At 73.9% G+C, this 22,209-nt stretch carries 18 protein-coding genes and 1 pseudogene; 11 read left to right on the top strand and 8 right to left on the bottom strand.

The features are described 5' to 3' along the window. Window positions 1–163: 163 nt before the first annotated feature. Window positions 164–1,546, top strand: coding sequence for a glycine--tRNA ligase (locus OH807_RS14290; RefSeq protein ID WP_406198388.1), 1,383 nt, complete (start codon window positions 164–166; stop codon window positions 1,544–1,546). Between the two features lie 83 nt (window positions 1,547–1,629). Here the strand turns inward: OH807_RS14290 and OH807_RS14285 are convergent, their stop codons facing one another. The 3 genes from OH807_RS14285 to OH807_RS14275 form a co-directional block, all read right to left on the bottom strand. Further along, window positions 1,630–2,931, bottom strand: coding sequence for a hypothetical protein (locus OH807_RS14285; protein ID WP_406198386.1), 1,302 nt, complete (start codon window positions 2,929–2,931; stop codon window positions 1,630–1,632). A 68-nt stretch (window positions 2,932–2,999) separates the two neighbouring features. Beyond that, on the bottom strand, window positions 3,000–4,124 hold the full coding sequence (locus OH807_RS14280; RefSeq protein ID WP_406198384.1) for a hypothetical protein: 1,125 nt from the start codon (window positions 4,122–4,124) through the stop codon (window positions 3,000–3,002). Continuing rightward, the gene (locus tag OH807_RS14275; protein WP_406198382.1) at window positions 4,121–4,699 is read right to left on the bottom strand and encodes an NADAR family protein; all 579 of its coding nucleotides are present in this window, start codon (window positions 4,697–4,699) and stop codon (window positions 4,121–4,123) included. Before OH807_RS14275 ends, OH807_RS14280 begins: the two co-directional genes overlap by 4 nt. A gap of 117 nt (window positions 4,700–4,816) precedes the next feature. Between OH807_RS14275 and OH807_RS14270 the strand changes: the two genes are divergently transcribed. Beyond that, entirely contained in the window at window positions 4,817–5,467 is a 651-nt protein-coding gene (locus OH807_RS14270) for a hypothetical protein (RefSeq protein ID WP_406198379.1), read from the top strand. Between the two features lie 121 nt (window positions 5,468–5,588). Here the strand turns inward: OH807_RS14270 and OH807_RS14265 are convergent, their stop codons facing one another. Next, window positions 5,589–6,914: an MFS transporter gene (locus tag OH807_RS14265; RefSeq protein WP_406210976.1), complete on the bottom strand. Its 1,326-nt coding sequence runs from the start codon at window positions 6,912–6,914 to the stop codon at window positions 5,589–5,591. 293 nt (window positions 6,915–7,207) lie between these two features. Between OH807_RS14265 and OH807_RS14260 the strand changes: the two genes are divergently transcribed. Beyond that, window positions 7,208–8,188 carry a helix-turn-helix transcriptional regulator gene (locus OH807_RS14260; RefSeq protein WP_406198376.1) on the top strand — a complete coding sequence of 327 codons (981 nt, stop codon included), beginning with the start codon at window positions 7,208–7,210 and terminating at the stop codon, window positions 8,186–8,188. A 58-nt stretch (window positions 8,189–8,246) separates the two neighbouring features. On the opposite strand, the gene OH807_RS14255 is transcribed toward OH807_RS14260, so the two are convergent. Together OH807_RS14255 and OH807_RS14250 are read right to left on the bottom strand one after the other, a co-directional pair. Further along, window positions 8,247–8,702 carry a hypothetical protein gene (locus OH807_RS14255; RefSeq protein ID WP_406198373.1) on the bottom strand — a complete coding sequence of 152 codons (456 nt, stop codon included), beginning with the start codon at window positions 8,700–8,702 and terminating at the stop codon, window positions 8,247–8,249. Then, entirely contained in the window at window positions 8,699–9,217 is a 519-nt protein-coding gene (locus OH807_RS14250; protein WP_406198370.1) for a hypothetical protein, read from the bottom strand. Before OH807_RS14250 ends, OH807_RS14255 begins: the two co-directional genes overlap by 4 nt. 135 nt (window positions 9,218–9,352) lie before the next feature. Here OH807_RS14250 and OH807_RS14245 point away from each other — a divergent pair, with 135 nt between their 5' ends. From OH807_RS14245 to OH807_RS14220, 6 genes are all read left to right on the top strand, one after another. Then, a complete protein-coding gene (locus tag OH807_RS14245) occupies window positions 9,353–10,582 on the top strand; it encodes a histidine kinase (protein ID WP_406198368.1) in 1,230 nt (409 codons plus the stop codon). Further along, window positions 10,570–11,214 carry a response regulator gene (locus OH807_RS14240; RefSeq protein WP_406198366.1) on the top strand — a complete coding sequence of 215 codons (645 nt, stop codon included), beginning with the start codon at window positions 10,570–10,572 and terminating at the stop codon, window positions 11,212–11,214. Before OH807_RS14245 ends, OH807_RS14240 begins: the two co-directional genes overlap by 13 nt. A gap of 2 nt (window positions 11,215–11,216) precedes the next feature. Continuing rightward, window positions 11,217–11,993: a DUF4097 family beta strand repeat-containing protein gene (locus OH807_RS14235; RefSeq protein ID WP_406198363.1), complete on the top strand. Its 777-nt coding sequence runs from the start codon at window positions 11,217–11,219 to the stop codon at window positions 11,991–11,993. 79 nt (window positions 11,994–12,072) lie between these two features. Continuing rightward, a complete protein-coding gene (gene dusB / locus OH807_RS14230; RefSeq protein WP_406198361.1) occupies window positions 12,073–13,242 on the top strand; it encodes a tRNA dihydrouridine synthase DusB in 1,170 nt (389 codons plus the stop codon). 563 nt (window positions 13,243–13,805) lie between these two features. Continuing rightward, the gene (ppdK, locus tag OH807_RS14225) at window positions 13,806–16,514 is read left to right on the top strand and encodes a pyruvate, phosphate dikinase (RefSeq protein ID WP_406198358.1); all 2,709 of its coding nucleotides are present in this window, start codon (window positions 13,806–13,808) and stop codon (window positions 16,512–16,514) included. A gap of 265 nt (window positions 16,515–16,779) precedes the next feature. Then, the gene (locus OH807_RS14220) at window positions 16,780–17,316 is read left to right on the top strand and encodes a ribonuclease domain-containing protein (protein ID WP_406198356.1); all 537 of its coding nucleotides are present in this window, start codon (window positions 16,780–16,782) and stop codon (window positions 17,314–17,316) included. 33 nt (window positions 17,317–17,349) lie between these two features. Here the strand turns inward: OH807_RS14220 and OH807_RS14215 are convergent, their stop codons facing one another. Then, window positions 17,350–18,111, bottom strand: coding sequence for a hypothetical protein (locus OH807_RS14215; protein WP_406198353.1), 762 nt, complete (start codon window positions 18,109–18,111; stop codon window positions 17,350–17,352). A gap of 109 nt (window positions 18,112–18,220) precedes the next feature. Here OH807_RS14215 and OH807_RS14210 point away from each other — a divergent pair. Beyond that, window positions 18,221–19,114: pseudogene (locus OH807_RS14210) on the top strand (ADP-ribosylglycohydrolase family protein); the annotation flags it as partial. 497 nt (window positions 19,115–19,611) lie between these two features. Here OH807_RS14210 and OH807_RS14205 read toward each other — a convergent pair. Further along, entirely contained in the window at window positions 19,612–20,340 is a 729-nt protein-coding gene (locus tag OH807_RS14205; RefSeq protein WP_406198351.1) for a GNAT family N-acetyltransferase, read from the bottom strand. 688 nt (window positions 20,341–21,028) lie between these two features. Here OH807_RS14205 and OH807_RS14200 point away from each other — a divergent pair. Then, on the top strand, window positions 21,029–21,973 hold the full coding sequence (locus OH807_RS14200) for a PAC2 family protein (protein ID WP_406198348.1): 945 nt from the start codon (window positions 21,029–21,031) through the stop codon (window positions 21,971–21,973). The last annotated feature ends 236 nt before the right edge of the window (window positions 21,974–22,209 follow it).

Raw genomic sequence — 22,209 nt, 5'->3', positions numbered from 1 at the left:
ACAGGGGATGGCGATGAGTGGGGGCGCACCGGACATCGCGACGAGGGGGAGGGGGTGGACGATACCGATTTGAACCTCGTACCCACCTGGCCGGTAACCTGAGGTATTCGGGTACGCGCAACCAGCCGTGCCCTGACCGCGCCGTCGTACTGAAGAGAGCACTGTGGCCGCCGACAAGATCGACACGATCGTCAGCCTGAGCAAGCGCCGTGGCTTCGTCTACCCCTGCAGCGAGATCTACGGCGGCACGCGTGCCGCCTGGGACTACGGGCCGCTGGGCGTCGAGCTGAAGGAGAACATCAAGCGCCAGTGGTGGCGCGCGATGGTCCAGGCCCGTGAGGACGTCGTCGGCCTCGACTCGTCGGTGATCCTGGCCCGCGAGGTCTGGGAGGCCTCCGGCCACGTCGCGACCTTCAACGACCCGCTGACGGAGTGCCTCTCCTGCCACAAGCGCCACCGGGCCGACCACCTGGAGGAGAAGTACGAGGCCAAGCACGGCTACCCGCCGGCGAACGGCCTCAAGGACATCAACTGCCCCGACTGCGGCACCAAGGGCTCCTTCACCGAGCCCAGGGAGTTCTCGGGCATGCTGAAGACCCACCTCGGTGTCACCGAGGAGGCCGGTGGCCTGGCGTACCTGCGCCCGGAGACCGCGCAGGGCATCTTCACCAACTTCCGGGCCGTCCAGACCACGTCGCGCAAGAAGCCGCCGTTCGGCATCGCCCAGACCGGCAAGAGCTTCCGCAACGAGATCACCCCCGGCAACTTCATCTTCCGCACCCGCGAGTTCGAGCAGATGGAGATGGAGTTCTTCGTCAAGCCGGGCGAGGACGAGGAGTGGCACGAGTACTGGCTCCAGCACCGCTGGGACTGGTACGTCGACCTCGGCCTGCGGACCGAGAACATGCGCTTCTTCGAGCACCCGAAGGAGAAGCTCTCCCACTACGCCAAGCGCACCGTGGACATCGAGTACCGCTTCAACTTCGGTGGCCAGGAGTTCTCCGAGCTGGAGGGCGTCGCCAACCGCACCGACTACGACCTCCGGGTGCACAGCGAGGCCTCCGGCCAGGACCTCAAGTACTTCGACCAGGAGTCCGGCGAGCGGTACTTCCCGTTCGTCATCGAGCCGGCAGCGGGCCTCAACCGCGCCATGCTGGCCTTCCTGATCGACGCCTACTTCGAGGACGAGGCGCCCAACGCCAAGGGCGTCATGGAGAAGCGCGTCGGCATGCGGCTCGACCCGCGCCTCGCCCCGGTCAAGGTCGCCGTGCTGCCGCTGTCGCGCAACACCGACCTCTCGCCGAAGGCCCGCGGCCTCGCCGCCGACCTGCGCACCGCGTGGAACGTCGAGTTCGACGACGCCGGCGCGATCGGCAAGCGCTACCGCCGCCAGGACGAGATCGGCACGCCGTTCTGCGTGACCGTCGACTTCGACACCCTGGAGGACAACGCGGTGACCGTCCGCGACCGCGACACCATGTCGCAGGAGCGGGTCTCGCTGGACCAGGTGAAGTCGTACCTGGCGGCGCGGCTGATCGGCTGCTGACCTCCGCTGCACCGGGAGCCCCCGTTCGCCTTCGGGCGGGCGGGGGCTCCCTGCTGTTCCGGGCGGCGGCTGCCCGGCCGGGGCTAGCGGCGGCCCCAGCGGGAGCGGGCCGGGGCGGGCGGCGTGGTCGACAGGCCGGCCGTCCGGAGGGCGGCGAGGGTGGTGCGGTGGCGGCCCTCGTCCCCGGTCAGGGCCGCCAGCAGCGCTCCGTACAGCTCGGGGGCGTCGTCCAGGGCGGCGGCCAGCCGGACCAGCTCGGCCGGTGGGCGCAGCGCCGCCAGTTCGTGCAGCAGGACGGCGGACAGCGGCGCGGGCAGCGTCGAGGCCAGGGCGGTGAGGTCGGCGGTGGGCCGGCCGGCGGCCTGGCGCAGCAGCGTCCGGGCGTCGTCCGGGCGGCCGGCCCGCTCCAGCGCGGTGGCGAGCGCGGCCAGTTCGGCGGTGGGGGCGGAGCCCCACTCCCAGAGCAGGGTCGCGCCGTCCGCGTGCTGTCCGGCGCGCTCCAGCGCGGCCAGCAGGGCGGGCAGGGTGTCGGGCGGGTAGCTCCAGAGGGTGTGGAACAGCTCCGTGGCCTCCTCCGCGAGGCCGGCCGTGCGGAGCGCGGCGAGCGTGCCGGCGGCCTGCGCGGGGGTGCCCAGGGCCGCGCCGCGGGCGAGGCGGACGGAGGCGCCGGGCGGGCCGCTGCGGACGAGCAGGCCGGCCAGGTGGGCGGTGTCGGGAGGCAGCAGGAGGGTGGCCGCCTGGCCCAGCAGGGTGGTGATCTCCTGGGCCGCGCCGCGGTGGTGCAGGGTGGCGATCCGCTCGGCGAGGGCGGCGAGTTCGGCGGGGGAGCGGCGGCGGGGGGCCTGCGGCGCCGGCGGCGGTGGTGCGGCCTGCGGGCCGTCGGGGTCGGGCCGGGCGCCGGGGTGCGGTCCCGGCTGCGGCGCGGACGGGGGCTGGGGCCTGGCCCGGCCGAAGCGGGCGCCGGTCGCGGCCGGCGGAGGGGGAGCAGGAGCGGGAGCGGGTTGTTCCGCCGCGGGGGCGGGCGCCTCCTCGTACGCACCCCCGAAGCGGGCGCCGGTGGGCCGGCCGGGGTTCGGGCCGGAGCTCCTCGGCGCGGGCTGGCGCAGCCGGTCCTCCAACGCCGTGAGCTGCTCGCTCAGTTCGAGGCAGCGCGCACCGAGGCCCTCGCGCAGCGTCCGCGCCTGGGCCAGCTGCCGCAGCAGCCCGCCGTCCGGCTGCTGCCGCTCCGGCACGGCCCGTACGGCCTCGGCGAGCCGCCGTTCGCGCTGGTTGGCGTACTGCCGTGCCCGGAGTAATTCGTCCAGCTCCGACCGGAGTTCGAGCGCGTCCTGTTCGCTCTCACCGGTGTGCCGGTCCGTGGGTTGTCCTGTGTGCCGTATCCGCATGATCGCCGCACCCTGTCCATCTCGACCCTGACTGCGAGTCATCCTGGCGTCGGTGTACGGCGGCTGAGTTACAGCAGTGCGTCCAATGGTTTGCGAGTGGTGTCGAGGAGTGCGCAGACGGCGACGGCGGCGAGCAGCGCGGCGGTCGCGGAAGGCAGCAGAGCGGCCTCGTAGTAGGCGGCCGTGGACCAGTGGACGGCCGCCCAGGCTGCGGCGACGCCTGCCGCGGCGGGCAGGGCCAGCCGGAGCGCGACCCGGGCGGTGGCGGCGATCAGCACCACGGCGGCGGCAGCGGCGGCGAGTCGGGGCGTTCCGAAACTCCCGGCGTAGCGGATCGCGAGGGCGGGGGCGAGAAAGAGTGAAAGACCGGCGCGCAGGGCGTGCGCGAGCGCCCCCACGGCCGGGCCGGCGGGCCGGCCGCCGCGCGGGACGAAGCGGGTGGCGGTGAGGACGGCGAGCGCGGCGAGGGCGACGGGGAGGCGGTCGCCGAGGCGGGCGGGGTTGTAGAGCAGCGCGGTGTCGTAGAGGGCGAGCACGAGGGCGCCGTACGCCCAGAGTTCGAGGGCGAAGAGCGCCAGGTGGCGTGCGGTGGCCGGGGGCTCCCCGGCGGCGGGATCGCGGCCGGCCGGCCTGGCGAGCACGACCGGGGTGACGACCGCCGAGAGCACGCGGAGGGCGATGTCGTCGGTCGTGTACGGGTTGCGCAAGTCCCATTCGACGGCGCAGAACGCGACGGTGTACGAGGCGGCGGCGAGCGGGAGCAGCGGTGAGCGGAACACCCTGCGGTACAGCGGTGCGTCCAGCCGGCGCAGCACCGCGGCGAACGTGAGGAGCACCAGCGGCAGTTCGAGGAAGGCCTGGACGCGCAGGACGGACGGTGCGAGCAGCGCCGGTGCGGGCACGTGGGCGGCGAGCAGGTCGACGACCGGGTCGCCGTGCGGCACGGCGAACCAGCCGGGGGGCAGGTAGCGGGCGATGAACGAGGTGTCGCCGCCGTGCACCCGCTGGACGTAGACCGCGAACGCGAGCTGGTTGAGGAGGATCAGTGCCACGACGACCGCGAGCGCCGCGTCCGGCCCGGGGCCGCCGCGGCCCGGCGGCCGCTCCGGCTTCGGCACCCGTGGCCCGAGCACCAGGGCCGCGGCCGTCGTCACCACCACCGTGGCGTCCAGGACGGGGGCGACCGTGCTCACTGCGCCAACCGGGCCCGGGCCTCCATCAGCGCGAAGCCCAGCAGGTTCTCCCCGCGCCAGTCGGCGGGCCGCCCCGCCCGCTCGTCGTCCGCGGCGAGCCCGATGCCCCAGAGCCGGTCGACCGGGCTGGCCTCGACGAGGACGCGGTTCGCGGTGCCGAGGAGGTACGTGCGCAGCGCTTCGTCCTGCCCGAACTTGGCGACGTTGCCCCGGACGACGAGCTCGAACCGCCCGGCGGCCCAGGTGGGTTCGTCGAATCCCGCCACCAGCCGGCCGAGCTTCTTCGCCTCGGCGGGCGTGCGGGCGCCGAGGATGCGCGGCACGATCGCCTCGTCCCCGAACATCCGGGCCTTGCCGGCCATCATCCAGTGCTCGGCGCCGGCGTACGTCACGCCGTCCACGGTGAACGGGGCCGGCCACCACTGGCTCAGCGACCCCGGCCCGACCGAGCCGTCCCGCTGCGGCCGGTGGCCCCAGAACAGCAGCCACTTCGGCTCTGCGCCGGCGGCGACGGCGGCCACCAGCTCGGCCCGGTTGCGGCTGTGGAGAGGGTCCCCCGCGTACACGTCGTTCATATCGTCATGCTGACACAAAGGGGTCGGCCGCGGCCAGCGCTTTCCGTCGCTCCCCGTGCCGCGGTGCCCGGCCCCGGGCCCGGCCGGCTGACGGTCCTGCTTGCCATGATGGTGATCATGAGTCACAACATCTCGTACTCCACCGCCGACAAGGCCGACGTCCTCGCCTTCCTCGGGAGCGGCGGTGATCTGACGGAGGATCAGCAGCGCCGCCTCGGAACCATCCGCCGGTACGCCCGGGCCCGCCAGGACGGCCTCGACGACCAGGGCGTCGACTGGGGCCTGTCCGTCCCCGAGGCGCTCGACCACCTGATCGCCGGCCACAGCGACTCCGACGCGGAGTGCGCGGGCAACGCCTACCACGCGGCCCTGCAGATCGTCATCGACCGCAACGCCTCCGACCCCTCCGACCTGGCCACCTACTCCAAGCCGGCGACGTTCTTCGGCCTGGTCGACGACGAGCTGCGCCGGCTCGGCGTGCCGGCCGACCTGCTGCCCGGCGGCTACCTCTACGGGGGCCTGCCCGAGGAGTTCCCGCTCCTCCCCGGCGCGCTGGACGGCTACCCGGCCATCGGCCACCTCCCGCTGGCGAAGGCCCGCCCCGCCGCCGAGGCCTACCTCGCCGTCCTGGACCGCCTGGACCCGGACCTCCGGTACGACGTCCGGCAGCTCGCCGAGAAGCTGGAGTTCGAGCACCAGGAGTGGGAGCGGGCGACGAAGGACATCGACTGGTACACCCAGGACACGCTGTTCTTCTCGCTGCGCTGAACCCGTCCGGTCCGGTCCGGTCCGGCTCGGCGCAGGACGGGCGGGGACGCAGCACGGAGGCCCCTGCCGCTCGGGAGCGGCAGGGGCCTCCGGGTGCCGGCCGTGACCCGGCGGCGGGCCGTCAACCGAGCGAGCGGGGCAGCCGGAGCGTCAGCCCGAAGATGGTGAGCGACCCCAGCAGCTGGATGCCGAGGCACAGCGCGAGCGCCCGGTCCATGCCCAGGGTGGGGGAGAGGGCCAGGTAGAGGGTGCCCAGGGTGGCCACGCCCAGGGCGAGGCTGGACTGCTGGCTGGTCGCGAGGACACCGCTGCCCACGCCGGCCCGGTCGGCGGGCACCTTGGCGAGGACGACCCGGAACAGCGGGGTGCCGATCAGGCCCTGGCCGATGCCGGCGAGCGCGACGCCGGGGGCCATCCGGAGCGGGGAGAAGTGCTGCCAGTCGGTGAGGACGGTGGCTGCCAGGGTGGCCAGGCCGAGGGCCTGGACCACGGCGCCGGCGGTCAGCACCCGGCTGCCGAACCGGCCGATCAGCCGCGGGCCGGCGAGCGAGGCGCCGAAGTAGCCGACGGCCATCGGGACGAGTGCCCAGCCGGCCGCGACCGGTCCGAGGTGCAGGCCCTGCTGGAGGGCGACGGCGACCACGAACATGAAGCCGCCGAAGCCGCCGAAGAAGGGGAGGGCGATGCCGAGCCCGCGCCGCATCTCGGGGATCCGCAGCAGGCTGGGCGGCACCAGCGGGGAGCCGCCGCTCCGCTCGGCGCGGCGCTCGACCGCGGCGAAGGCGAGGGCGAACACCGGGAACAGCGCGAGCAGCACCCAGGACCAGAGCGGCCAGCCGGCGGCGCGGCCCTCCATCAGCGGGACGAGCAGGGAGAGCATGGCGGCGGTGAGCAGCAGCGTGCCGGGGACGTCGATGCGGGCGCTCTGCTCGGCGCGGCTCTCCGGGACGTAGCGGACGGCCAGGACGAGGGCGAGCAGCGCGAACGGGACGTTCAGCAGGAAGACGGAGCGCCAGCCGGTGCCGAACAGGTCGGCGGCGACGAGCATCCCGCCGAGCACCTGGCCGATCACCACCGAGATCCCGCCGACCGCGCCGTAGATGCTCAGCGCGCGGCCGCGCCGGGCGCCGTGGGTGGCGGCGGTGATGGTGCCGAGCACCTGGGGGATGAGCAGTGCGGCCGAGGCGCCCTGGGCGGCGCGGGCGGCGACCAGGCTCCAGGCGCCGGGGGCGAGCCCGCAGGCGAGCGAGGTGAGGGCGAAGGCGGCGGCGCCGACGACGAACAGCCGGCGGCGGCCGAAGATGTCGCCGAGCCGGCCGCCGAGGACCAGCAGGACGGCGAAGGCGATGCCGTAGCCGGCGGCGACCAGCTCCAGGACGGCGGGGCCGGCGGCCAGGTCGTGGTCGATGGTGGGCAGGGCGACGTTGACGATGAAGAAGTCGAGCATCGGGAGGAAGGCCCCGAGCAGGACGGTGACGAGGCCGGCGGTGCCGAGCCCGGTGGTACCGGGTGCGGTGGTGCCGGGTGCGGTGCTGCCGGGCGTGGCCGGGGCGGCGGCACCGGTGGTGCGGGCGGCGGCTCCGGCCGGCTGGGGGTTCGCGACGAGGGTGGTCCTGGCGGCGGCGAGTTGGTGGGTCACGGGTCATACGATCCGCCGGGCGACAACCTGGTACCAGAGTGTGGTTATCCAGGTATAAGAAGTACCTGGCAACAGGCTCCGCGCGGGCGCATGCTGGGGGGATGAGCCTGACGACCGCACCCGCCTCCGCCGCCCCGGCCGCGTCCGTGGTGCCCGGCGCGCCCGCAGCCCCTGCCGCCTCCGCTGCCGCCGCGTCTCCCGCCGTGCCTCCCGCCGTGCCTCCCGCCGTGCCTCCCGCCACGTCCGCGGCCCTGGCCGAGGCCCGCCGGCACGAGCTGGCCGCGTTCCTGCGCAGCCGCCGGGAGCGGATCGCACCCGAGCAGGTGGGGCTGCCGATGACCGGACGCCGCCGGACGCCGGGGCTGCGCCGCGAGGAGGTGGCGCAGCTCGCCGCGGTCGGCGTCACCTGGTACACGTGGCTGGAGCAGGGGCGGGACATCCAGGTCTCCGCCCAGGTGCTGGACGCGGTGGCCCGCGCACTGCTGCTGGACCCTGCCGAGCGAGGCCACCTCTTCGTGCTGGCCGGCACGGAGGACCCGTCGCCGGTGCGGGAGTGCCTGACGGTGACGCCGGCGATCCGCCTGGTGCTGCAGCAGATGTCGCCGATGCCGGCGGCGGTGGTCAACGCCCGCTACGACGTGCTGGCGCACAATCCCTCCTACACCCACATCGTCGGGAACATCGACGAACTTCCCTTCGCGGACCGCAATTTGATGTGGATGGCGTTCACGCCCTCGCGGTTCCGGGAGGTGCTGGTGGACCACGAGAACGAGCGCGAGGGGATGGTCGCCCGCTTCCGGTCGGCGATGGCCGACCACAGCGCCGAGCCGGCCTGGAAGGCACTGCTGACCAGGCTGCGCAAGGCCTCGCCGGACTTCGAGGCGGCCTGGCAGCGGCACGACGTGATGAACCCGGGCAACGGGCTCAAGCGGTTCATGGTGCCGGGGATCGGGCTGCTGCACTGCGACTACACCAGCTTCTGGCTGGGCCCGCGGCCCAGTGCCCGGCTGATCGCCTACACGCCCAGGGACGAGGAGAGCCGCGAGCGGATGGCCCTGATGGCGGGCGGGCTGCCGGCGTAGCGCGGCGGCGGCGGGGGGTCGGGGGTCGGCCGGGGTCGGCCGGGGGCCGGCAGGCGGCTCAGGCGCGGGCGGCCGCGCGGCGGCCGAGGGCCACGCAGAGTGCGGCCAGCGGCAGTTCGATGCACCCGGCCATGACCACGGCGGCGAGCAGCGGCAGGCCCGGGCCGGCGGTGGCGATGTCGGCCAGGGCGTCGCCGGTGAGCAGCACGGCGACCAGGCAGGCGGACCGGATCGCGGCCGGGCTGCGCCGGCGCAGCTGTGCGTCCAGCGAGAGCAGGGCGGCCAGCTCGACCAGGTCGAGGGCGACCCAGGCCGTCTCGTGGCCGACCGCCAGCACCACCAGCCAGGGCAGCAGGGCGAGGGCCGCGAGGGCGGGCACCCGCGGGGTCCAGGCCGGCAGCCCGGGCAGGACCGGCAGCCCGGGCCCGGTGCCGGGCGCGAAGCGGACCGCCGGCGTGCGGGCGGACGGTGCGCGGCCGGGCAGGACGGCGGCCCGGGCGAAGGTGGTGCTCATCGCGCACCCCGGCCGCGCACCCGGGCCAGCGGACGCCGCTCGCAGCGGCCCGCGTGCTCCACCAGCACCCCGGTGAACCGGCCCGACGCCCAGGCGAGCCAGAACTCCCCGTCCACCGTGACGAGTTCGGACGCCTGCCCGGCCCGCCCGGCCGGCCACCCGGAGGTGAACCGGACGGCGGGCACGGCGCCGTCCTGCGGCAGCCGGCCCCAGGCCAGGCCGTACCGCGCGTCCGCACACGCACCGGCACCCGTACCGCCGGCCGAGCCGCGCCGCCCGCCGCGGAGCAGCTGCGGGGCCAGCCGGGCCGCGACCAGCACGTCCACCAACTCGCCGTCCTCGTACACCTCCAGTGCGGCACGCCCGCCGGTCGCCCGGGCCTTGCGCACCGTCCACGGGCCGCACGGGCCGGCCGGCCCGACCGGCAGGGTGCCGTCGGTGTCGACCGTCCCGGTGCCCGGGGCGGGCCGCCCGTGCGGCGGCGGAGCGGCGGAGTGCGATGCAGTGCTCGTCATACCGTCAAGACTTCCGTCCGGCACCGCCCGGCGTCGGTAGTGCACCGCACCCAACCCGGGGTGTACCTGGCTACACCCCCGCTCTCCACTCCCCTTCATGGCGGCAGTGGATCTTCGCGTTCTACGCTGTCGGTCATGCCCTCCACACCGCTGCGCCGAGCGCTTGCCAGGAGCGCCGAGCGGCTGCCGTGGTCGGCGGCCGTCTGGCGCGACACCCGCTTCATAGCCGCCGGCCTCCCCCTGGCCGCGCCGGTCTGGCTGTCCCTGCTCGTCCCCAAGGTCTTCCTGGTGACGATCGCGCTGGTCCTGGTCTGCCTGCGGCTGCTGACGGCGGCCCAGCGCCGGCGGCTGCGCGCCCTGCGGGGCGTCGAGGTGCCGGTGCTGCTGCGGTCCGCGGACACCCCGGCGGGCCTGCTGACCATGCTGCGCACCGGCGTGAACTGGCGCCAGGTCGGCTACCACCTGCTGGCCGGCCCGGTGCTGGCGGCCGGTTCGGCGGTGGTGCTGTACGCGTGGGGCGCGGGCCTGGTGATGGCGACCGTCTACGGCTGGTCCTGGCTGATGCCCTCCTCCAACCCGGTCCGGGAGGATCTGCTCTCCCTCGACGTCCCGGTCACCGTGGGCGGCGCGGTGCTGCTGCTGGCGGCGCCCTGGGCGGCGGGGCTGATGGCCCGGCTGGAGGAGTCGGCGGCCCGGAGGCTGCTGGGCCCGGGCCGGACGGAGGCCCTGGAGCGCCGGGTCGAGGAGATCGCCGAGAGCCGGGCCGGCCTGGTCGACGCCGTCGACGCCGAGCGCCGCCGGATCGAGCGCGATCTGCACGACGGCGCCCAGCAGCGGCTCACCTCGCTGGCGATGAACCTGGGGCTGGCCCGCCGGACCCTCAAGGACGTGTCGCCCGAGGCCATGCAGGTGATCAAGGACGCGCACGAGGAGGCCCAGGCCGCCATCGACGAGCTGCGTGACCTCGTCCGCGGCCTGCACCCGGCCGTCCTGGAGGACCGCGGCCTGGACGCGGCGCTGTCCGGCATCGCCGCGCGCTCCCCGCTGCCGGTCCGGCTGGAGGTCGCCCTCGCCGAACCGATCGCCCCGACCGTCGAGGCGGTCGCCTACTTCACCGTCTCCGAGGCGCTGACCAACGTGGCCAAGCACGCCCGCGCCTCGCGGGTCGAGCTCGCGGTCCGGACGGTCGGCGGCCGGTTGCAGCTGGTCGTCAGCGACGACGGCGTCGGTGGCGCCGACGCCTCGCGCGGCACCGGCCTGACCGGTCTGCGCAAGCGCGCCGCCTCCGTCGACGGCACGCTGTCCGTTCTCAGCCCCCTCGGGGGGCCCACCACCATCACCGTGGAGTTGCCGTGCGTGCTGTGATCGCCGAGGATTCGGTCCTGCTCAGGGTCGGGCTGGTCAAGGTCCTGGAGGCGGTGGGCTTCGAGGTGGCCGCCGCGGTCGGGGACGCCGAGGAGCTGCTCGCCGCCGTGGAGGAGCACCGGCCGCAGGTGGTGGTCGCGGACGTCCGGATGCCGCCCGGTTACACCGACGAGGGGGTCCGGGCGGCGCTGCTGATCCGCCGGCAGTGGCCGGAGGTCGCGGTGCTGCTGCTCTCCCAGTACGTGGAGGAGCGGTACGCGGCGGACCTCCTGGCCACCAACACCAGCGGGGTGGGCTACCTGCTCAAGCAGCGGGTGGCCAATGTGGACGACTTCGTCGAGGCCCTCCAGCGGGTCGCCGGGGGCGGTACCGCGCTGGACCCGGAGGTGGTCGCCCAGCTGCTGGTGCGCCGCCACCGGGATCCGCTGGAGAAGCTGACCCCGCGCGAGCGGGACGTGCTGGGCCTGATGGCGGAGGGCCGCTCCAACGCGGCGATCGCGGCCGCCCTGGTGGTCAGCGACAGCGCGGTGGCCAAGCACATCAACTCGATCTTCACCAAGCTCGACCTGCCGCCCGCAGACGCCAGCCACCGCCGGGTGCTCGCGGTGCTGCGCTTCCTGGAGGTCGGGTAGCCGTGCAGGGGCGTGGTTTCTGGCGGGTCACCGGGACGCTCGCCACGGTCGTGGTGATGCTGTTCGCCGCGGGGCAGACCTGGGCGATGGTCGCGCAGCAGCAGTCGGTCTCCGAGCGCACGTACCGGGTCGGGGTGAGCCGGGTCCAGCTGGACGCCGGTATCGCGGCGGTCCGGATCAGGCCGGGCCGGGACGGGCAGGTGGTGGTGAAGCAGTACCTGGACTGGACGGTCCGCAAGCCCACGGTCCGCACCGTCTTCGAGGACGACACCCTCACCGTGCAGGTGCGCTGCAACCAGGTGGTGCCGATCGCCGACGTCGGGTGCGGGGCCCAGATCGATCTGGAGGTACCGGCCGCGGCCGGGGTGACGGGCGGGTCGACCTCGGGCTCCCTCGACGTCCGCGGGCTGAGTGGTGAGGTGCGGGTCTCCTCCGGATCGGGGGCGATCCAGCTGGCCGGCCTCTCCGGGCCGGTGTACGCGAGGGCGACCTCGGGGGCGGTGGACGCCAAGGGCCTCACCTCGGCGCGGTTCGAGGTGGACACCACCTCGGGGGCGGTCGACGTGGCCTTCGCGCGGCCGCCGCACGCGGTGTCCGTCGGGGTGTCCTCCGGCTCGGTGACGTTGGCGCTGCCGGAGGGATCGCGCTACGCCTTCAGCGGCGAGGGCGGTTCGGGCAACCGCCACCTCGACCCGGTGCTGGCCGACGCGTCCAGCCCCGACACCGTCCGGATCACGGCCGGCTCGGGCTCGGTGAGCGTCGTCCCCGCGCACGGCTGACGGGGACGGCCGGGAGGCCGATCCGTGGGTGGGGGACAATGGGGAGTCCCCCGTCCCGCGTCCCCGAGGTCTGCCGCGCATGACAGTCACGCCCGCACCCACCGAGACCACCGCCGAGTTCGCGCCGCTCACCATCGGCCCGATGCGGGTGTGGCCGCCCGTCGTGCTGGCGCCGATGGCCGGCATCACCAACGCGCCGTTCCGCACGCTCTGCCGCGAGCAGAGCGGCGGCAAGGGCCTGTACGTCTCCGAGATGATCACCACCCGGGCCCTGGTCGAGCGGAACGCGAAGACCATGCAGCTGATCAAGTTCGACGCGAGCGAGAAGCCGCGCTCGATCCAGCTGTACGGGGTGGACCCGGTGACGGTCGGCAAGGCGGCCCGGATGATCGCCGACGAGGACCTGGCCGACCACATCGACCTGAACTTCGGCTGCCCCGTCCCCAAGGTGACCCGTAAGGGCGGCGGCTCCGCGCTGCCGTACAAGCGGCACCTGCTGCGGGAGATCCTCCGCGAGGCCGTGGCCAACGCCGGGGACCTGCCGGTCACCATGAAGATGCGCAAGGGCATCGACGACGACCACCTCACCTATCTGGACGCCGGGCGGATCGGCGCCGAGGAGGGCGTGTCCGCGATCGCCCTGCACGGTCGCACCGCCGCCCAGCACTACGGCGGCACCGCGGACTGGTCGGCGATCGCCCGGCTGCGCGAGTCCGTCCCGGCGCACGTCCCGGTGCTCGGCAACGGGGACATCTGGTCGGCGGACGACGCGCTGCGGATGATGCGCGAGACCGGCTGCGACGGCGTGGTGGTCGGCCGTGGCTGCCTGGGCCGGCCGTGGCTGTTCAAGGACCTGGTCGCGATCTTCGAGGGTGAGGCGGACTACGCCCGCCCGGCCTTCGCCGACGTGGCGCGGGCGATGGTGCGCCACGCCCAGCTGCTCGGCGAGTGGCTGGGGGACGAGACGCGTGGCGTGATCGACTTCCGCAAGCACGTGGCCTGGTACACCAAGGGCTTCTCGGTGGGCTCCGAGCTCCGGGTGAGGCTGGCGAACTCCTCCTCGTTGGCCGGACTGGCCGAAACCCTCGCCCAGGTGGAGCAGTCCCAGCTCTGGCCGGCCGGGGCGGACGGCCCGCGCGGGCGCACCAGCGGCAACAACCGGGTGGTTCTCCCGGAAGGCTGGTTGGACGATCCGTACGATTGCGCCCTGCCCAGCGAGGACGCCGAATCGGACACCTCCGGCGGATGATCTGTCCGTAGTGGCAAAAATGACCCCGAGGGGCCGACTGCCACCGTGGCCCAGCCCTCTTGGCCGATCTGGCCAAGAGGGCTCCTTTCTGGCGCATCAATATCACGGAGAGGGAATGTTTCTGGACACAGTGCAACGATCGGCGCAGGCGGAGTACGCCCGAGCGGCGAGATGCGCTCGTGACGCTTGCCACATACGGTGGCGACTGACGGTCACTCAGAGGACGAATTGGCCACATCGGCGGTGAATCGCTTCCCGAAGGGGGCGGTGCGGGATCGGCCGGTCCGGGTGCAGGAAATCAAGCCGGGGCAACACGGTGGACCACCAGCCATCACCCTCCGTCCTGTTCCTGTGATCTTCCGGTTTCGTTGTGTTCAAGACTTGAACGCTCGCTAGCGTCAACCGGACGATTTCACCAACAGAGGTGAACGCCTTTATGTGCATTCGATCTACTGGGTCGCCAGCAGGTACGGGCCTCGTACGGCCTATTCGCGGCGCAGAAGTGCCTTCGAAATGGGTATGTTCTCCGGCGTCAGGGCAACCGTGTGCGAGGAGACAGACCCGTGTCGTCCCAGCAGAAGTTTGTTTACTCCTTCACCGAAGGAAACAAGGACCTCAAGGATCTTCTTGGCGGCAAGGGCGCGAACCTGGCCGAGATGACCAACCTGGGTCTCCCCGTCCCTCCGGGGTTCACCATCACCACCGAGGCCTGCAAGGTCTTCCTGGAGACCGGTAGCGAGCCGGCCTCGCTCCACGCGGAGATCAGCGCCCACCTGGAGGCGCTGGAGCAGGAGATGGGCAAGAAGCTCGGCCAGGCCGACGACCCGCTCCTCGTCTCGGTGCGCTCCGGGGCCAAGTTCTCCATGCCCGGCATGATGGACACCGTCCTGAACATCGGCCTCTCCGACGCCTCGGTGGTCGGCCTGGTCGCGCAGTCCGGCAACGAGCGCTTCGCCTGGGACTCCTACCGCCGCCTGGTGCAGATGTTCGGCAAGACCGTGCTGGGCGTCGAGGGCGAGCTGTTCGAGGACGCCCTGGACGAGGCCAAGCACGCCAAGGGCACCGTCAACGACCTGGACCTGGACGCTTCCGACCTCCGGGAACTGGTCGAGGTGTTCAAGGGCATCGTCGAGCGCGAGACCGGCCGGGCCTTCCCGCAGGACCCGCGTGAGCAGATGGACCTCGCCGTCCACGCCGTCTTCCACTCCTGGAACGGCGACCGGGCCCGCCTGTACCGCCGCCAGGAGCGCATCCCGAACGACCTGGGCACGGCGGTCAACGTCTGCAGCATGGTCTTCGGCAACCTCGGCGAGGACTCCGGCACCGGTGTCGCCTTCACCCGCGACCCCTCCACCGGTGCCGTCGGCGTCTACGGCGACTACCTCTCCAACGCCCAGGGCGAGGACGTCGTCGCCGGCATCCGCAACACCCTGCCGCTGTCGGAGCTGGAGAAGCTCGACAAGAAGTCGTACGACGAGCTCATGGCGATCATGCAGAAGCTGGAGAACCACTACCGCGACCTCTGCGACATCGAGTTCACCATCGAGCGCGGCAAGCTCTGGATGCTGCAGACCCGCGTGGGCAAGCGCACCGCGGCCGCGGCCTTCCGGATCGCCGTCCAGCTGGTCGACCAGGGCCTGATCGACCTCGACGAGGCCCTGATGCGGGTCACCGGCGGCCAGCTCTCCCAGCTGATGTTCCCGCGCTTCGCGCCGAACGCCGAGTCGAAGCAGATCGCCTGGGGCCTGGCGGCCTCGCCCGGTGCGGCCATCGGCAAGATCGTTTTCGACTCGTACACCGCCGTCAAGTGGTCCCGCTCCGGCGAGAAGGTCATCCTGGTCCGCCGCGAGACCAACCCGGACGACCTGGACGGCATGATCGCCGCCGAGGGCATCCTCACCTCGCGCGGCGGCAAGACCTCGCACGCCGCCGTGGTGGCCCGCGGCATGGGCAAGACCTGTGTCTGCGGCGCCGAGGACCTGGAGGTCGACACCAAGCGCCGCCGGATGACCACCTCCGACGGGCTGGTCCTGGAGGAGGGCGACGTCGTCTCGATCGACGGCGCCAGCGGCAAGGTCTACCTCGGCGAGGTACCCGTCCTGCCGTCCCCCGTCGTCGAGTACTTCGAGGGCACGCTGCACGCCGGCGCGGACGTCCAGGGCGGCCTCGTCCAGGCCGTGCACCGCCTGATGTCGCACGCCGACGGCCGCCGCCGGCTGGCCGTGCGGGCCAACGCCGACAACGCCGAGGACGGCGGGCGCGCCCGCCGCTACGGCGCCCAGGGCATCGGCCTGTGCCGCACCGAGCACATGTTCCTCGGTGAGGAGCGCCGCAAGGAGGTCGAGCACCTGATCCTGGCGGACAACGACAAGGACCGCGAGCTCGCCCTCTCCACCCTGCTGCCGCTGCAGAAGGGTGACTTCCTGGAGCTCTTCCAGGCGATGGACGGGCTGCCGGTCACCGTGCGCCTGCTCGACCCGCCGCTGCACGAGTTCCTGCCCGACATCACCGAGCTGTCGGTGCGCGTCGCCCTCGCCGAGGCCCGCAAGGACCCGAACGAGAACGACCTGCGCCTGCTGCAGGCGGTGCACAAGCTGCACGAGCAGAACCCGATGCTCGGCCTGCGCGGCGTCCGCCTCGGCCTGGTCATCCCCGGCCTGTTCGGCATGCAGGTGCGCGCCATCGCCGAGGCCGCCGCCGAGCGCAAGCTGGCCGGCGCGGACCCCCGCCCCGAGGTGATGATCCCGCTGGTCGGCACCGTCCAGGAGCTGGAGCTGGTCCGCGACGAGTGCGAGCGCGTGCTCGCCGAGGTCGCCCAGTCCACCGGCGTCCAGCTGGACATCAAGCTCGGCACCATGATCGAGCTGCCGCGCGCCGCCGTGACGGCCGGCCAGATCGCCGAGGCCGCCGAGTTCTTCTCCTTCGGCACCAACGACCTCACCCAGACGGTGTGGGGCTTCTCCCGGGACGACGTGGAGGCCTCCTTCTTCACGGCCTACCTGGAGAAGGGCATCTTCGGGGTCTCGCCGTTCGAGACCATCGACCGCGACGGCGTCGGCGCGCTGGTCAAGCACGCCGTCGAGGCCGGCCGGGCCACCCGCCCCGACCTCAAGCTCGGCGTCTGCGGCGAGCACGGCGGCGACCCGGAGTCGGTGCACTTCTTCCACGAGGTGGGGCTGGACTACGTCTCCTGCTCCCCCTTCCGGATCCCGGTGGCGCGCCTGGAGGCAGGCCGCGCCGCCATCGAGACTGCGGGCAGCGACTCGCGCTGAGCGGGTAGGCGCCCTCCTCACCAGGCATCGGTGAGGAGGGCCCGCCCGACCACGGCGCGGTCCCGTCGCTGACCGCATCCCTCCCGCACGGGAGGGCGTACACCGGAGCTCGGCGCAGGAGAACCGGCGTACGTAACGCGGCCGGGAGGGAACGGACAACGGCGTCCGCCCCTCCCGGCCGCGTACTGCTTTTCCGCGCCGGTGTGGCCGCAGCCACGCGTGTGGCTCGCCGGGCCCGGCCCGGCCGGCTGCCAAGCTGGAGCACATGACCAGCAAGAACCGCCTGCTCGGCCCCGTGGCCGCCCTGCTCTGCGTGCTCGCCGCCGCGGCCGGGTGCGGCACCTCGGACGACGCGGCGAAGCACCCGAAGGCCGCCTCCTCCGCCTCGGCTGCTGCCTCCTCCGCCGCCGTCGGCACGTCGACGGCCCCGAAGCCGTCCGCGCCCAAGCCGTCCGCGCCCTCCGTGGCGGCGTCCGGGACGCCCGGGACGGCCACCGGCTGGGTGCCCAGCGACCCCGCACTCGCCGACGTCTGCCGCACCGCGCTGCCCGGCCAGGCCGTCGACACGCTCGGGCTGATCGCCAAGGGCGGCCCGTACCCGTACCGCTCGGACGGCATCGTCTTCGAGAACCGGGAGAACCGCCTGCCGCGCAAGGCCTCCGGCTACTACCACGAGTTCACCGTGGTCACCCCCGGCTCCGGCGACCGCGGTGCCCGCCGGGTCGTCACCGGCAGCTCCGGCGAGCAGTACTGGACGGCCGACCACTACGGCAGCTTCCAGGAGATCGACGCCCGCTGCTGATCGCCCCGGCCGGCGCCGTCGGGCCCGGGCCTCTCACCGGGCCCGGCGCCGGCTGATCCGGGCGTGCGGGCCGTGCGGGCCGGTGGCGAGCAGCGCGGCCAACTCGCCCAGCACCGGAGCCGGATCGCGCCGCAGCTGGACGGGCGTGGTGCGGACCACCGGCAGCCCGGCCGCGGTGAACCGGTTGGCCCGGGTGAGGCTCCGCTCGTGGTCGGCCGGGCGCAGGTGCCAGGCCCGGGGGTCGATCTCCAGCGCCACGCAGGCCTGCGGCCAGTAGGCGTCCGGAACGGCGAGGAACCGTCCGTCCAGCAGGAGCACCGGATTCCAGAGCGGTTCGGGCAGGCCCGCGCCGAGCACCAGCCCCCGGGCCTCCCCTTCCACCACCGACCGCACTCCGGCCGCGAGGTCCTCCACCACCTGGGCGACGTGCGGGAGCCGGGGTACGGCGGGCCCGGCGAGCAACTGGTCCAGCAGTTCGCCGAGGCCTGCCCGGCGGACGGCAGTCCGGCGTCGGCGAGCACCGCCGCCCCGGTCAGCAGGACTTCGCCGTCCTGTGCGGCCCGGCCCTTCGGCCGCGTACGCCACTGCCGCGCGCAGCCGCCGATGGGCGGTCAGCCGCCCGCTCTGCAGGCGGATCACCCGGGGCAGCACCCGCTGCCGGGGCCCGCCCGGCCGCAGGCGGCGGGCGATGGTGCCGGGTGGCACGCCGAGGCTGCGCAGCTGTGCCCGGGTGACGATGTGCTGCTGGTCGGCACCGAGCAGCAGCAGTGGGTGGAGTGGATCGGAGCGGGTCATGGCGGGGTGTTTCCCGCCCGGCTCGGAGGTATGCGAAACATCCCCCGCCGGGGGAGTCCGAGGGGAATCGGGTTGACGGGCCCCGGCCGGGCCGGTGAGCTGGGGCGTGATGATGACACTTCACAGCGGCCCGGCGCTCGACGCGCTGAACGGCCTCTCCGTCGGCGACGCCCTCGGCGCCCAGTTCTTCGTTCCCGACACCGCCGCCGCCCACTTCGCGGCCCGCACCGCCCCGCCCGGTCCCTGGCCCTGGACCGACGACACCGAGATGGCCTGCTCGGTCCACGCGGCCCGGGCCGAGCGCGGCGCCATCGACACCGCGGACCTCACCTGGTCCTTCGCCCGCCGGCACGACTTCGACCGCGGCTACGGCCCCGCCGCCAACCGCCTGCTCCGGCTGGTCCGCGAGGGCGGCGACGCCAAGGCGCTGGCGGCCGAACTCTTCGACGGCCAGGGCTCCTACGGCAACGGCGCCGCCATGCGGGTGGCCCCGCTGGGCGCGCTGTACGCCGACGATCCGGCCGAGGCGGTGGGGCCCGCCGCGGACACCGCGGTGATCACCCACACCCACCCGCAGGCCGTGGACGGCGCGATCGCCGTCGCGGTGGCCGCCGCCTACGCGGTCCGGGCGCGGACCGTGGCCATGACGCCGAACACCTTCCTGGCGGCGGTCGCCGCGCTGACCCCGCGGGGGGCCGTCCACGACGGTCTGACCGAGGCGATCGGCCTGCTCGCCGAACCGGACATCGGCGTCGCCGCCTCGGCGCTCGGCAACGGCAGCCGGACCAGCGCCGCCGACACCGTCCCCTACGCGCTCTGGTGCGCGGCCCGTCGGCTCAGCGACTACCCGGCGGCGCTCTGGGAGGCGATCGGCGCGGGCGGGGACATGGACACCGTCGCCGCCATCACCGGCGGCGTGGTCGCCGCGTACACCGGCACGACCGGCATCCCGGCCGCGTGGATGGCCGCCCGCGAGGTGCTCCCCGCGTGGGCCTTCCCGGCGCCCGGCTCGGTGGCCGCCGCGCCGGTGGACCGGCGCCACCTGCGGCCGCTCCTGCTGCCGCGCCGCTGCCCGGTGCCGGACGTGGTCTGGACGGAGGAGGAGTGGCAGCGGATCAGGGGCGGTCTGCGCTCCCGCGAGATGGAGCAGAAGTGGGAGTCCTACACCGCCGAGGGCGTGCTGCACCTGCACCGCAGCTGGACCGGCTTCGCGGTGTGGAACGTCCGGGTGGCCCCGGTGCGGGGCGGCGGCTGGCGGCCCGTGTCGGCGCTGGTCGAGGCGCACCCCGACCGGTACAAGGGCGTGCCCGACGCCGAGGAACTCGCGGTGATCCTCGGCGTGGCCGCCCGGGGGTACCGGAGCTGACCCGTGCGTGGGCCGGCCCGGGCGGCGGCCTTCCGGGGCCGCCGCCCTCCCGCCGTCCTCCCGGCGCCGGCGGCCCCGGGGTGGCACGGTTCGCGCCGTCACCGCCCGGGGTGTCACGCCCCGGGCGGTGACGCTCAGGCCGTGATCAGCTGCGCGGTGCCGCCGCCGTGTCTGAGGCACTCCTGGTTGATCGCCGGATCCGGGGCGCTCGGCGAGGTGGCGGCGGCGATCCGCAGCTCGATGATGTCCCGCACCGCGGGCCACTCGGAGTCGAGGATCGAGTAGAACGCGGTGGAGCGGACCACCCCGTCCAGCCCGCGCGAGTGCGCCCGGCGGACGCCCTCCGAGGTGGCGCCGAGCCGCTCGATCGCCGCCCGCGACCGCAGGTTGCGGGCGTCCGCGCGCAGCGAGATCCGCTGTACCTGCCACTCCTCGAAGGCGTAGCGCAGCATCAGCAGCTTCGCCTCGGTGTTGATGCCGGTGCCCTGGGCGCGCGGCGAGAGCCAGGTGTTGCCGATCTCGGCGGCGTCCGGCACGGCCGTGGCCGGATCACCGAACGGCACGCCGGGCACCGGCGGCCAGACGACCGGGCCCTGCCAGTAGTCGAGCTCCAGGAACCGGGTGGAGCCGACCACCCGGCCGTCGGCGAGATTCACCGTCGCGAACGGCATCGACCGGCCCGCGGCCCGGTCGGCGAGGGCGCGCGCGATGTAGTCGCGGGCCGCTTCCAGGCCGTGCGGCACGGCGGTGAAGGCGTAGGTCGTACGGTCCTCGGCGCCGGCCATGGCGATGGCTTCGGCGTGGTGCGGGGCGAGGGGCTCCAGCCGCACGGTGCGGCCGGTGAGGATGACAGGTACGGGCACGGAACCTTCGGCCCTTCATCGGTCGGAGGGTGCGGCCCGCCCCGGGGTACGGCGCAGGCTGCGGTGGACATACGCCCCGTTCCGGAGGCCGCCCGTCCATGCCCGCGCACGCCGGAGGCTGGTCGAGCGGGGAGGGGGCGGCGGCCCGGAGGCGGGCAGCGCGGTGCCGGAACGGACACGGGTCGACGGACCGGTCCGGCGGGATGAGCGAGGGGACAGTGTGCGTCCGCGAAATGGCCGAAGAAGGAACGAGAGCGCGAAGGGAAGCAGGCGGCCAGGTGAAGGCAAGATGCGTCGTGGGTGACTGGCCGAACACCGGTCCGGGTCGTGATCGACGGCGTTACGGACGACGTGACGACGACGCGACGATGCGAGGCAGCGAGAGGACGATACCCGCCAGAAGGCGGTGCGTCACTTCGCAGCACACGAATGGGCGCGCAAGTGTGCCGCCGGCGTCTCCGGAAGGCCGCTCGGACGCCCGTGACCAGCGGATTTCCCTCCGGATGCGATCATGGTCGGGAGGGCACTTCGGTGGGCCGCGGGGGCACTCCGGCGGCCGGCCGGGCGTTCACCGGCGCAGTGGGGGAGCGGCGGCCGGCCGGGGCGGGAATTCCGGCGGGTCCCGGCACGCTGGAGACGGGGAGAAGCCGGTACGGATCGACGAGTAGAGAACGGGGTTGGGTGCGCGGTGCGTGATCCCCAGGCGCTGTACGAGCTGGATCAGCAGGGCGTTGCCGCGGTGGCCGCGGCGAACGCCACGTTGGCCGACACCGGCGCCGGTCTGGTGCTGCTCCACCACTTCGAGGGCTTCATGGACGCCGGCGAGGCCGGCGGTCAGGTGGTGGCCCACCTGCTGGAGCAGGGGGCGCCCCAGGTGGTGGCCCGTTTCGACCACGACCGTCTGGTGGACTACCGGGCCCGTCGCCCCGCGATGGTCTTCGACCGCGAGCACTGGTCCTCCTACGAGCCGCCGGAGATCCTGCTCCAGCTCGTCCACGACGCGGCCGGGGCCCCGTTCCTGCTGCTCACCGGGCCCGAGCCGGACGTCGAGTGGGAGGCCTTCGCGGCCGCCGTCCGCGGGCTGGTCGAGCGGTTCGAAGTCCGGCTGGCGCTGGACTTCCACGGCATCCCGATGGGCGTGCCGCACACCCGCCCGGTCGGCCTGACCCCGCACGGCAACCGGCTGGACCTCGCGACCGGCTACCCGCAGTGGTTCGAGCAGGCCCAGGTGCCGGGCAGTGCCCAGGCGCTGCTGGAGTACCGGCTCGCCGAGGCCGGGCACGACGTGCTGGGCTTCGCCGTGCACGTGCCGCACTACGTGGCCCGCTCCGAGTACCCGGCGGCGGCGGTGCTGATCCTGGAGGCCGTGCAGTCGGCCACCGGCCTGGTCCTGCCGGGCACCCGGCTGCGCGAGCGGGTCGGCGAGGTCTACGCCGACATCGAGGAGCAGCTGACCCACGGGGACGGCGAGCTGCGTTCGGCGATCCGCGGCATGGAGGGCCAGTACGACGCGGTGGCCGGTGTCGAGGGCCGGGAGAGCCTGCTGGCCGAGCCGGTGGACCTGCCGTCGGCCGACGAGCTGGGCCGGCGCTTCGAGCAGTTCCTGGCCGAGCACGAGCGCGGCCCCGAGTAGCACCACCACCCCGCCGGGGCGGGGCGCCGGGAGATCATCGGAAGGGCGGGAGTCATCGGACCCCGCCCGTTCGTTGGCGACGCGGTGCCCGGGGGACGGGCTGCTGCAGGGAGAGTCGTCGTCGTTCCGACCCCCGGGGGGATTCCATGCCGGTGCCCACGCGCCCGACCGCGCTTCTGCGCGCACACCTGCGTCCGCGTCCGCGGACACGCCCGAGTACGCATTCGGGCACACGT

This window comes from Kitasatospora sp. NBC_01560, assembly GCF_045208415.1.
Lineage (GTDB): Bacteria > Actinomycetota > Actinomycetes > Streptomycetales > Streptomycetaceae > Kitasatospora.
Note: the sequence above shows the minus strand (reverse complement) of the source record. Positions and strands in the feature narration are given on the sequence as shown.

Bases quoted from the DNA above. Each gene is read 5' to 3' on its own strand.
- OH807_RS14220 (WP_406198356.1), top strand. From the start codon at position 16,780: ATGACCAGCAAGAACCGCCTGCTCGGCCCCGTGGCCGCCCTGCTCTGC.
- OH807_RS14250 (WP_406198370.1), bottom strand. From the start codon at position 9,217: ATGACGAGCACTGCATCGCACTCCGCCGCTCCGCCGCCGCACGGGCGG.
- OH807_RS14270 (WP_406198379.1), top strand. From the start codon at position 4,817: ATGAGTCACAACATCTCGTACTCCACCGCCGACAAGGCCGACGTCCTC.
- OH807_RS14265 (WP_406210976.1), bottom strand. From the start codon at position 6,914: ATGCTCGACTTCTTCATCGTCAACGTCGCCCTGCCCACCATCGACCAC.
- OH807_RS14255 (WP_406198373.1), bottom strand. From the start codon at position 8,702: ATGAGCACCACCTTCGCCCGGGCCGCCGTCCTGCCCGGCCGCGCACCG.
- dusB (WP_406198361.1), top strand. From the start codon at position 12,073: ATGACAGTCACGCCCGCACCCACCGAGACCACCGCCGAGTTCGCGCCG.
- OH807_RS14260 (WP_406198376.1), top strand. From the start codon at position 7,208: ATGAGCCTGACGACCGCACCCGCCTCCGCCGCCCCGGCCGCGTCCGTG.
- OH807_RS14215 (WP_406198353.1), bottom strand. From the start codon at position 18,111: ATGACCCGCTCCGATCCACTCCACCCACTGCTGCTGCTCGGTGCCGAC.
- OH807_RS14275 (WP_406198382.1), bottom strand. From the start codon at position 4,699: ATGAACGACGTGTACGCGGGGGACCCTCTCCACAGCCGCAACCGGGCC.
- OH807_RS14285 (WP_406198386.1), bottom strand. From the start codon at position 2,931: ATGCGGATACGGCACACAGGACAACCCACGGACCGGCACACCGGTGAG.
- OH807_RS14245 (WP_406198368.1), top strand. From the start codon at position 9,353: ATGCCCTCCACACCGCTGCGCCGAGCGCTTGCCAGGAGCGCCGAGCGG.